Raw genomic sequence first — 13309 nt, forward strand, 5'->3', positions numbered from 1 at the left:
GGAACTGGGCGGCGGCTGGTACCAGCAGTGGCTGGCCATGGACCCGGCCCGCCGCGGCTCCATGCGCACCTACACCGTCCGCGCCTTCCGGCCGGCGGAAGGCGGGCGGGGGCCCGAACTGGACGTGGACTTCGTGCTGCATTTCGACGCCGACGGAAAGGGCGGCCCGGCGTCGTGCTGGGCGGCCGCCGCCGTGCCCGGCGACGAGGTCACCATCATCGGCCCAAACGCCGCGGCGGCCAACTGCGCGACGGCGAAGAGCTACGGCGGCATTGAGTGGCGGCCCGGGCTGGCTTCGCACGTGCTGCTCGCCGGCGACGAAACCGCCGTTCCCGCCATCGCGGCCATCCTGGAGAGCCTCCCGGGGCACATGACGGGCCACGCCGTGCTCGAGGTCCCCGACCCGGCGGACTTCCAGGACATCCGGTCTGCGGCGGACGTGCAGGTCTCCTGGTTGGCGCGGGGCGGCCGCCCGCACGGCGAGCTGCTGGACGAAGCGGTGCGCGCCGCCGTCGTTGTGCCCGGAGCCGGCCTGGCGCCGGCGACGGGGGAGGACCCCGAAGAAGTGGACATTGACCAGGTGATCCTGTGGGAAACGACCCTCGGTTCCACCCGGCCGTTCTACGCCTGGATTGCGGGGGAGGCGGCGGTCATCCGCGGGCTGCGCCGCTACCTGGTCCGGGACGTGGGAGTGGACCGCAAACAGGTGGCGTTCATGGGCTATTGGCGGGCCGGTAAAGCCGAACTGTAGGGCGCCGGCACCGGACTGTCCCTCCTGGCGGCGGCATCGCCGGCCCGGGGGACATGGGCGTGGTGCACGTGCCCGGCGGGGCCGCGGGCCCGCGGCCAGATTTCCGGGCGAAACCGGGCAGGCCGCTGCCATACTTGCTCCATGGGCGTTGAGGGACAGCGGGACCAGGACGGATTTTGGGCCATCGTGGCCGAAGGGGAGCAGCGCATTCGGGAAACTTTTCCGGAGTTGCCGTGTTTCGGCCTCCGCGATTGGGACGGCGGCGTCATGGTCGGCGAATGGATTTTCGACGGCGGCCCGCACGGGCTGCTGCATGGCGACCCGGGGCTTGGTACGCCTTATGCGCAGGTCCTGACCACGGCCCACGAGGTAAAGCAGAGCATTCGAACGATGCGGCTGGGCGCCCGGGCCATGGTGGAGGACAAGGACGCCTACCCGCGGCAACTGGACGAGCTGGACCGCCAGGAACCGCGCATGGTGGGCATCGCCGTCGACGGTGAGCAGGTGGAATTCGCGCTCTGGCAGGACGGCGGCAAGTGGTGGGCCGGTGCCGAGCGTGGACGGTACGGCATCATCATCGAAGCGGCCGGGCTCGAGCCGCAGGCGGTGGCGCTGGAAAGCGTGGCCGACATCGAGCCGTGCCTGGCCGCGCGGCGTAGGTGGCTGCGGCAGGTCCGCGGCGAAGCCGGCTGAGGGCGGTGGGTGGCCCGCCACCCACCGCCCTCACCGTTTCGGGGGAAAGGCCCCCTCCCCGGGAGTCCCGCTGCCGGTCAGAGGTGGTTCATGCCCTCCGTCAGGACGGAGCGCAGGATCTGCTCGATCTGGTCGAATTCGCGCTGGCCGATGGTCAGCGGCGGAGCAAGCTGCACCACGGGGTCGCCACGGTCGTCCGCGCGGCAGTACAAGCCGGCGTCGAACAGCGCGTTGGACAGGTAGCCGCGCAGCAGGTGCTCCGACTCTTCGTCGTTGAACGTCTCCTTGGTGGCCTTGTCCTTGACCAGTTCGATCCCGTAGAAATAGCCCTCGCCGCGGACATCGCCGACGATCGGCAGGTCCAGCAGCTTCTCCAGCGTCTTGCGGAAGGCCGGGGCGTTCTCCTTGACGTGGTTGTTCAGGCCCTCGCGTTCGAAGATGTCCAGGTTGGCCATGGCGACGGCGGCCGAGACCGGGTGCCCGCCGAAGGTGTAGCCGTGGTAGAACGTCGTGTCGCCATGCTTGAACGGTTCGAACAGGCGGTCCGAGGCGATCATCGCGCCGATCGGGGAGTAGCCGCTGGTCATGCCCTTGGCGCAAGTGATCATGTCCGGCACGTAGTCGAAGTCGGTGGAGGCGAACATGGAACCGATCCGGCCGAACGCGCAGATGACCTCGTCGGAGACCAGCAGAACGTCGTACTCGTCGCAGATTTCCCGCACCCGCTCGAAGTACCCGGGCGGCGGCGGGAAACAGCCGCCGGAATTCTGCACCGGTTCGAGGAACACCGCGGCAACGGTGTCCGGGCCTTCGAACTCGATGGCTTCGCCGATCCGGTCCGCGGCCCAGCGGCCGAAGGCCTTCGGGTCTTCCAGGCCCGCCGGGGCGCGGTACTGGTTCGTGTTGGGGACGCGGAAAGCGCCGGGCACCAGCGGTTCGAAGGGTGCCTTCATGTCCGGGATACCGGTGATCGAGAGCGCTCCCTGCGGGGTGCCGTGATAGGCGACGGCGCGGGAGATCACCTTGGTCTTGTTGGGCTTGCCCTGCAGCTTGAAGTACTGCTTGGCCAGCTTCCACGCGGATTCCACGGCCTCGCCGCCGCCGGTGGTGAAGAAGACGCGGTTCAGGTCGCCCGGGGCGTGGTGGGCCAGGCGTTCGGCCAGCTCGATGGCCGCGGGGTGTGCATAGGACCACAGCGGCATGAAGGCCAGTTCCCTGGCCTGCCGGGCGGCCGCCTGCGCGAGTTCCTCGCGGCCGTGGCCCACCTGGACCACGAAGAGCCCGGCCAGGCCGTCGATGTATTCGCGGCCCTGGTCGTCGTAGATGAGATGGCCCTCGCCGCGGGTAATCACCGGTACGTTGCCGCCCGCAACCAGCGGTGAGTGGCGGGCCATGTGCATCCACAGGTGGTCGCGGGCCGCCTGCTGACGGTCCGTTCCCATCGGAGTGGTGTAGGTCCGGCGCATCGGGGCGTCGGTCGTGGTGCCGGCGGGCGTGCCTTGGCCCGGGATGCTGGTGCTTGGCGATGCTGATGTCTGTGTCATCGGGTTCCCCAGTTGTATTCCTGCTTGCGCAGAGAGAGATACATGAATGTTTCGGTGCTCAGGACACCGGGAATGCCGCGGATCTGGTTGACCAGCCGCAACAAATCCTGGTCGTTTTCGCAAATGATTTCGGCCAGAATGTCGAACGAGCCCGCGGTGACCAGGCAGTAGTCCACCTGGTCCAGTTCGGCGATCTTGTCCGACACTTCCAGCAGGTCGGCGGCGGTCTTGATGCCCAGCATGGCCTGCCGCGCAAAACCCAGCTGCAGTGGATCGGTGACCGCGACGATCTGCACGATGCCGGAGTCGATCAGCTTCTGCACGCGCTGCCTGACGGCTGCCTCGGAGAGTCCGACCGCCTTGCCGATCGCGGCGTAGGAGCGCCGGCCGTCTTCCTGCAACTGCTCGATGATGGCCTTGGAGACCTGGTCAACCGCAGGGCTGTGGCTGTTGCCGATGAGGCCGTGGCCGGCACTGGGAAGCAAGGTCAAGCGTATCCACCTCCTAAGCGAATACCCGCCACCGGCAGGATTGCTGACTATTGAATCCGTTGTATGAGAAGAGCGCAAGTGCTGAATCCGAAAAAATTCGCCGCCGAGGCTATCGAAATACAACGATCTAGAGGCTACTATCTGTTGTGAAGCAGCTCACAGCGGCTTTTGCGTGCGGCCGTCCGTCCGCCGGGTGCGTACTTCGCGGGTGTGCCCTTCGGGAGGGGACAATCCACGTGCAGGCAGCGGGACATGCTTCGGATTTCGTCGTGTAACCAAAAATTTACAACTGAAACTATTGTCGGGGTCTCCGGCGTCTGCAAGTATCGACGCACCAGCGAGGCCCGATCCGTCAACAGGAGCACCAGATGCCGAAACGACTACCTGAAGACCCACGCCTGCGACGCCTGATCGCTGCGCAGATGTCCCGCCGGAACGTCCTGATGGGCGCCGGCGGACTGACTTTGGCCGGCCTGCTCGCTGCGTGTGGCACGGGCGGCACGGGCGGCTCGTCGAACACCGGCTCGGCAGGTGCGCTGTCCCCGGCCGAAGACCTGTCGGACCAGGAAAAGGAAGTCAACTGGGCCAACTGGACCCTGTACCTGGACTATGACGACTCCACCCAGACCTACCCGTCGCTGGAGGCCTTCACCAAGAAAACCGGGATCCAGGCCAATTACTCCGAGGACATCGACGGAAACGACACGTACTTCGGGAAGGTCCAGGGCCAGCTCGCCGCCGGGCAGGACATCGGACAGGACATCATCACGCTCACCGACTGGATGGCGGACCGCCTGATCCGGCTCGGCTACACGCAGGAACTGGACCACGCGAACATTCCGAACGCGGCCAACCTGTTGGAGACCCTGAAGAACGTGGACTTCGACCCGGGACGGAAGAACTCCCTGACCTGGCAGTCCGGATACGCGGGCATTGCCTGGAACAAGGAAGCGGTCCCGGGCGGGCTGCGGACGGTATCCGACCTGTGGAAGCCCGAGCTCAAGGGACGCGTGGAAGTGCTCGACGAGATGCGCGACACCATGGGCCTGCTCATGCTGGACAACGGCGTGGACATTTCCGGCGACTGGGGCACGAGTGAATACGACGACGCCCTGGAGGTCCTGCAGAAGCAGATTGCAGACGGCCAGATCCGCCAGGTCAAGGGCAACTCCTACAAGGAAGACCTGATCTCCGGCGACGCGCTGGCAGTGATCTGCTGGTCCGGCGACATCACGCAGCTGAATTTCGAAGAGGGCGACAAGTGGCAGTTCGCGCTCCCGGAAGCCGGCGGAACCCTGTGGTCGGACAACCTGCTGGTGCCGATCGGCTCGCCGCACAAGAAGAACGCGGAAACGCTGATGGACTTCTACTACGATCCGGAAAACGCGGCGACCGTCGCGGCCTACGTGAACTACATCTGCCCAGTGCAGGGGGCCAAGGAAGCCATGGAGAAGATCGACCCGGAACTGGTCGACAACCCGCTGATCTTCCCGACGGACGAAGATCTGGCCAAGGTCAAGGTCTTCCGCAGCCTTGAGGCCGACGAGGAAACCGACTTCGGCAACCGTTTCCAGCAGGCGATCGGCAACTGATGACCCAGGCACCACTGAGGACAGAGCACGCCAACGCCGTCGGCGAAGACAGCGGCGCGGATCTGGTGCTGGCGTCCGTGACCAAGCGGTTCGGCGATTTCGTGGCCGTGGATGACCTGGACCTGACCATTCCGGCCGGCCAGTTTTTTGCCCTGCTCGGCCCCTCCGGCTGCGGCAAGACCACCACCCTGCGGATGGTGGCGGGGCTGGAACAGCCCACGTCCGGCAGCATCAGCATCGGCGGCAAGGACATCAGCAAGGCCAGCCCGCATCAGCGGCCGGTCAACACCGTGTTCCAGAACTACGCCCTGTTCCCGCACATGAGCGTGCTGGACAATGTGGCGTTCGGGCTGCGTCGGCGCAAGGTACGCGACGCCCAGGAGCAGGCGAAGAAGGCACTGGCGCTGGTGGAGCTGTCGCACCTGGGCGCACGCCGGCCGGCCCAGCTCTCCGGCGGGCAGCAGCAGCGCGTGGCGCTGGCGCGGGCCATCGTCAACCAGCCGGCGGTGCTGTTGCTGGACGAACCGCTGGGCGCGCTGGACATGAAGCTGCGCCGGCAAATGCAGGTGGAACTGAAGAAGATCCAGACCGAGGTCGGGCTGACCTTCGTCCACGTCACCCACGACCAGGAAGAAGCCATGACCATGGCGGACACCGTGGCCGTCATGAACGCCGGCAAGGTGGAGCAGATGGGTGCTCCCCGCGAGCTCTACGAACTGCCGCGCACCGTCTTCGTGGCCAACTTCCTGGGCAAGTCCAACCTGGTCGCCGGTGAGATCATCGAGGACCGGGGCGACGCCGTCGTCGTCAATGCCAACGGCAACCGGCTGACCGTGCTGAAGGAGCGCGCGACCGTGCACCGGGGCAAGGCGCTGATCGGGATCCGCCCGGAGAAGCTGAAGATGATGTGGCCGGATGATGCGCCGGCCGAGGCCGCCAACGTCCTGCGCGGCACCGTGCTCGACACCTCGTTCACCGGCGTCAGTACCGAGTACCTGGTAGAGGTTGCCGGGATCGGCACGGTGGGCGTCTTCAGCCAGAACCACGGCCAGCAGCTGGCCCAGCCGGGCGACGCCGTCGTGCTCAGCTGGGACACGGAACACGCCTTCGGCCTCGACGGCGACGAGGAACCGCAGTACGGGGCGCCCGAGGACGGTGTCTGATGAGTGCACTGGCCACCGCAGACACGGCATCGGCGCCGGATCAGGGAGGCGGCAGCGGCGAGCTTAAGGAGGAACGCCGCCGCGGGCGGATGGGCTATTGGCTGATCCTGCCCGGCTTCTTCTTCCTGCTGCTGTTCTTCGTGCTCCCGGTGTTCTCGCTGCTCGCGACCTCGCTCTACACGAAGCCGCCGGGGGCCGACATCGGCCAGTTCGTGCCGGCGCTGGAGTTTAACAACTACGTGCGGGTGCTGGGCAGTTACTGGCCGGAGCTGTTGCGTTCCTTCGGCTTCGCGCTGGTCGCCACCGCCGCGGCGCTGCTGATCGGCTATCCGATGGCCTACCTGATTGCGGTCAGGCTGCGCGGGCGCGGCCTGCTGCGGGGCATCCTGCTGGTGCTGATCATCGCGCCGTTCTTCACCAGCTTCATCCTGCGCACCCAGGCCTGGAAACAGATCCTCGCCGACGAGGGCCCGGTGGTCTCCGTGCTCAGGGCGTTGGCCTTGCTTCCGCCGGACGGGCGGCTCACGGCCACCGCCTTCGCCGTGGTCTGCGGGCTGACCTACAACTTCCTGCCCTTCATGACCCTGCCCATCTACGCGAACCTGGAGCGGCTGGACACCCGCCTGATCGAGGCCGGCAACGACCTCTACGCGAACGGCTTCACCACCTTCAGGACGGTCACGCTGCCGCTGTCGATGCCCGGGGTGATGGCCGGAACGCTGCTCACCTTCATTCCGGCTGCCGGCGACTACATCAACGCCTCGCTGCTGGGCAACAACCAGAACACGACCATGATCGGCCAGGTCGTCGACTCCCGGTTCTTCCGCATCGTCGACTATCCGGGCGCTTCGGCACTGTCCTTTGTGCTGATGCTGGCCATCCTCGCCCTGGTCTTCATCTACGTGCGCCGTTTCGGCACCAAAGAACTGCTGTAAGGGGCTCTGACGTGAAAAACTCCTTCGGCCGCTGGCTGGTCCCTGTGTTCGGCGGCCTGGCATTCGTCTTCCTGCTGGTCCCCATCGCCTACGTCTTCGTGTTCTCCTTCAACGACGCCGGGCGCACCAACCTCACCTGGCGCGCCTTCACCTGGGACAACTGGGCCAACCCGTGCGGCGCCCCGGCGGTCTGCCAGGCGCTGGGCAACAGCCTCCAGATCGGTGCGGTTGCCACGGTGATCGCCGTCCTCCTGGGCACGGCCATCGCCATCGGGCTGGTCCGCTACCGGTTCCGGTTCAATTCCACCGCCAACATGCTGATATTCCTCCCGCTGGCCACCCCGGAAGTCGTCCTCGGCGCCTCGCTGCTGGCGCAGTTCCTGAACGTGGGCGCGGAACTGGGCAAGGGCACCATCATCATCGCCCACACCGTTTTCTGCATCTCGTTCGTCGTGGTCACGGTCAAGGCACGGGTCGCCAGCCTCGACCCGAAGCTGGAGGAGGCGGCGGCGGACCTCTATGCCTCCCCGATGCAGGCGTTCTGGCGGGTCACCTTCCCGCTGCTGCTGCCGGGGATCGTGGCGGCGGCCCTGCTGAGTTTCGCAATCAGCTTCGACGACTTCATCATCACCAACTTCAACTCCGGCAACGTGGATACCTTCCCGAAGTTCATCTACGTGGCCGCCACCCGCGGCATCCCCGCCCAGGCCAACGTGATCGGCTCGGCCATGTTCATCATCGCGCTGCTGATCGTGATCGGCGGGCAAATCCTCGCCCACCGCCGCGCCAAGATGCTGGCGGCGCGCTGACCCGCCCAACCTGCTGACCAGGAGCCCTTCATGATCGACCGGAACCGGCTGGCGATGCTGTTCGCCCGCGAACTGCAGGACTTCGAGGCCAAGCATCCCCAGTCCAAGGCACTGTACGACGGCGCGTCCCACCTCTTCGGGAAAGTCCCGATGACCTGGATGAACAAGAAGGCGGGCAGCTTCCCCCTCTACCTGGCACGGGCCCGCGGCTGCCGGGTGTGGGACGTGGACGGACTCGAATACGTGGACTTCGCGCTCGGCGATACCGGCGCGATGGCCGGCCACTCCCCGCAGCCCACCGTCGAGGCGATGATCCGGCGCGCCGCCGAAGACGGGGGACTGGCCACCATGCTGCCCACCGCGGACGCCGAGTGGGTGGGGGCGGAGCTGGCCCGCCGGTTCGGCGTGGAGCGCTGGAGCTTCTCGCTCACCGCCACCGATGCCAACCGGTGGGCCATCCGGCTGGTCCGGGCCCTGACCGGCCGGAGCAAGATCCTGTTCAACCCGTACTGCTACCACGGGTCGGTGGACGAATCGCTGATCGTGGCCGGTCCCGACGGCGAGGGCCTGAACCGCCCGGGCAACGTCGGGGCGCCGGTGGACGTCACGGAAACCAGCAGGGTCGCCGAGTTCAACGATCTTGCCGCCCTGGAGCGCCAGCTTGCCTATGGAGACGTGGCGGCTGTGCTGATGGAACCGGCACTGACCAACATCGGCATCGTGCTGCCGGAACCGGGCTACCTGGACGGCGTGCGGGAACTGACCCGCCGGCACGGCACGCTGCTGATCATCGACGAGACGCACACCTTCTCCGCCGGCCCGGGCGGGGCAACCGCGGCGTGGGGGCTCGAGCCGGACGTGGTGGTGATCGGCAAATCCATCGGCGGCGGCATCCCCTGCGGCGCCTACGGGCTCAGCGCCGAACTGGCCGAGCGGGCACTCGGCCGGGCCGACCTGGACCTGGTGGACATGGGCGGAGTGGGCGGCACCCTGGCCGGAAACCCGCTGTCCGTCGCGGCCATGCGGGCCACCCTCGAACACGTGCTGACGGACCGGGCCTTCGCCGCGATGACCGCGCGTGCCACGGAGTTTGCCACCGGCGTGCAGCGGGTGATCGATAGGTATTCGCTGCCGTGGTCGGTGTCCCAGTTGGGTGCGCGGGCCGAATACCGCTTCGCCAACCCGGCGCCCCGCAACGGCACGGAGTCGGCGGCCAGCCACGACGGCGGGTTGGAAGACTTCCTGCACCTGTACCTGGCCAACCGCGGCATCCTGCTCACCCCGTTCCACAACATGGCGCTGATGTGCCCGCAAACCACCAGCGCCGACGTCGAACGGCACCACGAGGTCTTCGAAGAAGCCGTCCGGGAACTGACGGGCGGCTGAGGCGGCGGGCGCGGGCCGTTGGCTTGGGATACTGGATGGATGACGATCGCCAAATCCGCCATCCTGTTTGTCCTCGCCGCCATTGCGGAGATCGGCGGCGCCTGGCTGGTCTGGCAGGCGGTGCGCGAAGGCCGGGACTGGTGGTTCGCCGGCCTGGGCGTGATGGCCCTGGGCCTCTACGGTTTCATCGCCGCCCAGCAGCCGGATGCGAACTTCGGCCGGGTGCTGGCCGCGTACGGCGGAGTGTTCATCGCGGGATCGCTGGCCTGGGGAATGCTGCTGGACGGTTTCCAGCCGGACCGCTGGGATTACATTGGCGCCGGCCTCGCGCTCGCCGGGGTCGCCGTCATCATGTACGCACCGCGCAGCGTCGCCTAGGCCGCGCCGCGCAGCTGCCGGAACGGTTTCTTTGTTAATCTGGTCCGGTGACTTTCGCGCAGCGTTTTGTGGCCTTGGGAGATTCGTTCACTGAGGGGGTGGGAGACAAGGACCCCAGCCTGCCCAATGGTGTACGCGGCTGGGCCGACCGGGTGGCCGAGCAGCTGATGCTCGCCGATACCGGCTGGGGCTATGCCAACCTCGCCGTCCGCGGCAAAAAGATCGCCCAGGTGCTGAACGACCAGATCGACGCCGCCGTAGCGCTCCGGCCGACCTTGGTCACCCTCTACGCCGGCGGCAACGATCTCCTGCGCCCGCGCGTGGACATCGACGCGCTGATGGCAGGGTACGAAGCCGGCGTGGCCAAGCTGGCCGCCACCGGGGCCGACGTCGTGCTGTTCACCGGCTTTGACACCGTGGCCTCGGCGGTCTTCAGCAAGACCCGCGGCCGCACCGCCATCTACAACGAGTGGGTGCGTGAGATCGCCGACCTGCACGGGGCGAAGATCGTTGACTACTGGCGGATGCGCGAGTTCCGCGACTGGCGTTACTGGGACGACGACCGCCTGCACATGTCCACGGCCGGGCACACGCTGATGGCCAAGAAGGTGCTGGAAGTGCTGCAGGCCGAGGACATCATCGACCTGCCGGCGCTGCCGGACCTGGCGGCGTTGACCCGCCGGCGCGCGATGGCCGCCAATGTCCGGTGGGCCCGCGAGCACCTGGGCCCGTGGATGGGACGCCGGCTGCGCGGCACCTCCTCCGGGGACTCGCTCACCGCGAAGTACCCGCAGCTCACGGGGCTCCACACCACCGGACGGGTCTAGTGCCGTGCGGGCAGAAGCGGTTGGTGCCGCCCCGCCCGGCTAACAGTTGAAGCCTCAAGTTTTATGGCAGAATAGAGGCATGACTTCTGCACGCTGGCTCGACCCCGAAGAACGCCAGGCCTGGCTGGCCTTGCTGGCGGTGTCCACCCTGTTGCCGGGCAACCTCGACGCCCCGCTGTACCGGGAGGGCAAGCTGACGCTCTTCGATTACAACGTGCTGGCCATGTTGTCCGAGGCTCCGGACCGGTCGCTGCCCATGAGCGAGCTGGCCTCCCGCACCTATTCCTCGCTGTCCCGGCTCTCGCACGTGGTCAAAAAGCTCCAGGGCCGCGGCTGGGTTACCCGGACGCAGTGCGCCGACGACGCCCGGGTGACCATGGCGTTGCTCACGGATGCGGGGATGGACGCGATCGTGGCCCTTGCGCCGGGGCACGTCGAAACCGTGCGCCAGGCGGTTTTCGACGGACTGGACCGCAGGGATGTGCAGGACCTGGAGCGGATCGGCAAGAAGATCGTGCAGCAGTTGGAGCCCAACAGCTGGGTGCTGCGCGAACCGCGGCTGAACAGCTGAGCCGCGCTCCCGGAGCCGCGGTCAGCGGCCGCCGTCGAGGGCCGGCCGCTGGTTTGATCCAAACCGCCGCTGCCCCTAAGATGGAAAGGCGTTAAGTCACGCAACTTGGCACCCCCTTGCCCAGGCGGGGGGATGGCGACGTTGCGTGGCGTCCGTGTTTACCTAGAATTGAGGGTCGCGGATAGGCCGTGCCTCCCCCGGGAGGCAAGCGGCTTATTGCACCTGACTTCACCGTCTTCCCCGCGGCGAGGCACTTCGGCTGGATCTCACCCCGCCAGGTTCACCTCCGGAAAGTCGCAGTAATAACGGTGTCACAACTGGTGGCGGGCGCTCTTACACGCAGATTCGCAGGCGCTTTACTTACGTTTCTGCGTCAGGTCCGTCAATATTTACTACAACTGGAGGAGAGATCATGGCAGCACACTGCCAGGTGACCGGAGCCGAGCCCGGCTTTGGCCACAGCATTTCGCACTCGCACCGCCGCAACAAGCGCCGGTTCGATCCGAACATTCAGAAGAAGCGCTACTGGGTTCCGTCCCTGCGCCGCAACGTCACGCTGCAGGTTTCGGCCCGCGGCATCAAGACCATTGACGTCCGCGGCATCGACGCTGTCGTCGCCGAGCTCCTCGCGAAGGGTGTGAAGCTTTAGTGGCTAAGGACAAGGACGTACGTCCCATCATCAAGCTGAAGTCCACCGCCGGCACCGGCTTCACCTACGTGACCCGGAAGAACCGTCGTAACGACCCGGACCGCATTGTCCTGAAGAAGTACGACCCGGTCATCCGCAAGCACGTCGAATTCCGAGAGGAGCGCTAAACATGGCCAAGAAGTCCAAGATTGCTCGCAACGAGCAGCGCAAGGTCGTAGTCGAGCGTTACGCCGCGAAGCGTGCCGAGCTGAAGAAGACCCTGGTCGACGCCAACGCGACCGACGAGGCCCGCGAAGAGGCCCGCCTGGGCCTGCAGAAGCTGCCCCGCAACGCGTCCCCGGTCCGCGTCCGCAACCGCGACCAGATCGACGGCCGCCCCCGCGGCACGCTCCAGAAGTTCGGAATCTCGCGCGTGCGTTTCCGCACCATGGCGCACAACGGCGAACTGCCGGGCATCAAGAAGTCCAGCTGGTAGGAATCCGGCCGGCTTCCCGGTGAAGCTGCATTAAGGCGGCGGTCCAGCAGGGCCGCCGCCTTTGCCATGCCCGGGACGCCCCGGCAGGCAGCGGGAAGACGAGGTCCGTGCCACACCAAACCGGGGCAGCCGCGGCGCGCGGAAACGGCCCATCATATGCTCTCGGCGCAAAAAGCGGACCCCGCGGGGCTGAATCGGCCCAAATTCGGGGGATTTCGCTAAAAATTCCGCCAGATTCCGCGGATTTTGCCGGATCGGGGCGGCCAAGCTGGTAAGTTTTCGCTCAGTAGCTTTTCCGCAGCCTGCGGAGGCTCTGACCAAACCGAAGCAGTCCAGGAGGACAAAAATTGGCTATCAATCGCAGTGAACTTGTTGCAGCTGTTGCAGAGAAGGCCGGCACCAGCCAGACCGCAGTGAACGGTGTCCTGGACGCCGTGTTCGACATCTTCGCGACCTCCGTCGCCAAGGGCGAGAAGATCACCATCCCGGGCTGGCTCGCCGTCGAGCGCACCGACCGCGCGGCCCGCACCGGCCGCAACCCGCAGACCGGCGAATCCATCCAGATTCCGGCCGGCCACAGCGTGAAGCTGACCGCTGGTTCCAAGCTGAAGGCTGCTGTCGCCAAGAAGTAGTTTTCCCACGAGGCTTCCGCAGGACCGTCACCGGCAACCGGTGGCGGTCCTGCTCTTTAACGCCTTAACTTCTACCGGCGGTAAAATAGCCGGGCGGGGCGTGCGTCATAGGCACACCCGGAAGCATCGGGACGGAGGACTCGGCATGGTCCAGAGGGAAGCGCGGCTGCTGCGCGGCTGGCTCGGCGCTGCCGTGGCCACCTCCGCGGCTGCGCTGTCGCATCTGGCCGGCGGAGGGCACGCGCCCGCGCTGGCCGTCTGGTCCCTGTCCCTCGCCCTCTCCGGGCTTGTCTGCGTGGGCCTGGCCGGCAAGTCATTGTCCTGGCCGCGCCTGCTGGCCGCGGTGGGAGGCAGCCAGGCCATCTACCACCTGCTCTTCCGGGCGGGCCACGGCGCCCCGGCGGGAATGACCC

The 13309-nt window shown here is 66.8% G+C and carries 16 protein-coding genes and 1 pseudogene; 15 read left to right on the forward strand and 2 right to left on the reverse strand.

The window, feature by feature from the left end:
* A partial coding sequence (locus AC5RV2_RS08455; RefSeq protein WP_494091994.1) for a siderophore-interacting protein occupies positions 1-751 on the forward strand: 751 nt, incomplete at its 5' end.
* Between the two features lie 141 nt (positions 752-892).
* The gene (locus tag AC5RV2_RS08460) at positions 893-1444 is read left to right on the forward strand and encodes a hypothetical protein (RefSeq protein ID WP_494091995.1); all 552 of its coding nucleotides are present in this window, start codon (positions 893-895) and stop codon (positions 1442-1444) included.
* Positions 1445-1521: 77 nt separating this feature from the next.
* Here AC5RV2_RS08460 and AC5RV2_RS08465 read toward each other — a convergent pair whose 3' ends face one another.
* The gene (locus AC5RV2_RS08465; protein ID WP_494092003.1) at positions 1522-2910 is read right to left on the reverse strand and encodes an aspartate aminotransferase family protein; all 1389 of its coding nucleotides are present in this window, start codon (positions 2908-2910) and stop codon (positions 1522-1524) included.
* Between the two features lie 74 nt (positions 2911-2984).
* Entirely contained in the window at positions 2985-3479 is a 495-nt protein-coding gene (locus AC5RV2_RS08470) for an Lrp/AsnC family transcriptional regulator (protein ID WP_494091996.1), read from the reverse strand.
* A gap of 368 nt (positions 3480-3847) precedes the next feature.
* Between AC5RV2_RS08470 and AC5RV2_RS08475 the strand changes: the two genes are divergently transcribed.
* From AC5RV2_RS08475 to AC5RV2_RS08535, 13 genes and pseudogenes are all read left to right on the forward strand, one after another.
* Entirely contained in the window at positions 3848-5071 is a 1224-nt protein-coding gene (locus AC5RV2_RS08475; RefSeq protein ID WP_494091997.1) for an ABC transporter substrate-binding protein, read from the forward strand.
* The gene (locus AC5RV2_RS08480; protein ID WP_494091998.1) at positions 5071-6234 is read left to right on the forward strand and encodes an ABC transporter ATP-binding protein; all 1164 of its coding nucleotides are present in this window, start codon (positions 5071-5073) and stop codon (positions 6232-6234) included. Before AC5RV2_RS08475 ends, AC5RV2_RS08480 begins: the two co-directional genes overlap by 1 nt.
* Entirely contained in the window at positions 6234-7169 is a 936-nt protein-coding gene (locus AC5RV2_RS08485; RefSeq protein ID WP_494091999.1) for an ABC transporter permease, read from the forward strand. The genes AC5RV2_RS08480 and AC5RV2_RS08485 overlap by 1 nt, the downstream gene beginning before the upstream one ends.
* Before the next feature lie 11 nt (positions 7170-7180).
* Positions 7181-7978: an ABC transporter permease gene (locus AC5RV2_RS08490; RefSeq protein WP_494064963.1), complete on the forward strand. Its 798-nt coding sequence runs from the start codon at positions 7181-7183 to the stop codon at positions 7976-7978.
* 30 nt (positions 7979-8008) lie between these two features.
* Positions 8009-9364 (forward strand): transaminase, encoded by a 1356-nt coding sequence (locus tag AC5RV2_RS08495; protein ID WP_494092000.1) that lies wholly within the window; start codon positions 8009-8011, stop codon positions 9362-9364.
* A gap of 39 nt (positions 9365-9403) precedes the next feature.
* Positions 9404-9742, forward strand: coding sequence for a YnfA family protein (locus AC5RV2_RS08500; RefSeq protein ID WP_494092001.1), 339 nt, complete (start codon positions 9404-9406; stop codon positions 9740-9742).
* Between the two features lie 47 nt (positions 9743-9789).
* Positions 9790-10569 (forward strand): SGNH/GDSL hydrolase family protein, encoded by a 780-nt coding sequence (locus AC5RV2_RS08505; RefSeq protein WP_494092002.1) that lies wholly within the window; start codon positions 9790-9792, stop codon positions 10567-10569.
* 79 nt (positions 10570-10648) lie between these two features.
* Positions 10649-11140: a MarR family winged helix-turn-helix transcriptional regulator gene (locus AC5RV2_RS08510; protein WP_494064959.1), complete on the forward strand. Its 492-nt coding sequence runs from the start codon at positions 10649-10651 to the stop codon at positions 11138-11140.
* A gap of 412 nt (positions 11141-11552) precedes the next feature.
* The gene (gene rpmB / locus AC5RV2_RS08515) at positions 11553-11789 is read left to right on the forward strand and encodes a 50S ribosomal protein L28 (RefSeq protein WP_136785732.1); all 237 of its coding nucleotides are present in this window, start codon (positions 11553-11555) and stop codon (positions 11787-11789) included.
* The gene (gene rpmG, locus AC5RV2_RS08520) at positions 11789-11956 is read left to right on the forward strand and encodes a 50S ribosomal protein L33 (RefSeq protein WP_127512989.1); all 168 of its coding nucleotides are present in this window, start codon (positions 11789-11791) and stop codon (positions 11954-11956) included. The genes rpmB and rpmG overlap by 1 nt, the downstream gene beginning before the upstream one ends.
* A 2-nt stretch (positions 11957-11958) precedes the next feature.
* The gene (gene rpsN, locus AC5RV2_RS08525; protein WP_127512988.1) at positions 11959-12264 is read left to right on the forward strand and encodes a 30S ribosomal protein S14; all 306 of its coding nucleotides are present in this window, start codon (positions 11959-11961) and stop codon (positions 12262-12264) included.
* Positions 12265-12611: 347 nt separating this feature from the next.
* Positions 12612-12896 carry an HU family DNA-binding protein gene (locus tag AC5RV2_RS08530; protein WP_136785733.1) on the forward strand — a complete coding sequence of 95 codons (285 nt, stop codon included), beginning with the start codon at positions 12612-12614 and terminating at the stop codon, positions 12894-12896.
* A 145-nt stretch (positions 12897-13041) separates the two neighbouring features.
* Positions 13042-13309, forward strand: a pseudogene (locus AC5RV2_RS08535) (hypothetical protein); the annotation flags it as partial.

The sequence above is a fragment of the Arthrobacter sp. Y3225116 genome, from assembly GCF_059091245.1.

What these genes read in the sequence shown, in the direction of transcription:
- AC5RV2_RS08460 (WP_494091995.1), top strand. Translation starts at nt 893, where the DNA reads ATGGGCGTTGAGGGACAGCGGGACCAGGACGGATTTTGGGCCATCGTG.
- AC5RV2_RS08475 (WP_494091997.1), top strand. Translation starts at nt 3,848, where the DNA reads ATGCCGAAACGACTACCTGAAGACCCACGCCTGCGACGCCTGATCGCT.
- AC5RV2_RS08510 (WP_494064959.1), top strand. Translation starts at nt 10,649, where the DNA reads ATGACTTCTGCACGCTGGCTCGACCCCGAAGAACGCCAGGCCTGGCTG.
- rpmB (WP_136785732.1), top strand. Translation starts at nt 11,553, where the DNA reads ATGGCAGCACACTGCCAGGTGACCGGAGCCGAGCCCGGCTTTGGCCAC.
- AC5RV2_RS08465 (WP_494092003.1), bottom strand. Translation starts at nt 2,910, where the DNA reads ATGCGCCGGACCTACACCACTCCGATGGGAACGGACCGTCAGCAGGCG.
- AC5RV2_RS08500 (WP_494092001.1), top strand. Translation starts at nt 9,404, where the DNA reads ATGACGATCGCCAAATCCGCCATCCTGTTTGTCCTCGCCGCCATTGCG.
- AC5RV2_RS08485 (WP_494091999.1), top strand. Translation starts at nt 6,234, where the DNA reads ATGAGTGCACTGGCCACCGCAGACACGGCATCGGCGCCGGATCAGGGA.
- AC5RV2_RS08480 (WP_494091998.1), top strand. Translation starts at nt 5,071, where the DNA reads ATGACCCAGGCACCACTGAGGACAGAGCACGCCAACGCCGTCGGCGAA.
- AC5RV2_RS08495 (WP_494092000.1), top strand. Translation starts at nt 8,009, where the DNA reads ATGATCGACCGGAACCGGCTGGCGATGCTGTTCGCCCGCGAACTGCAG.
- rpsN (WP_127512988.1), top strand. Translation starts at nt 11,959, where the DNA reads ATGGCCAAGAAGTCCAAGATTGCTCGCAACGAGCAGCGCAAGGTCGTA.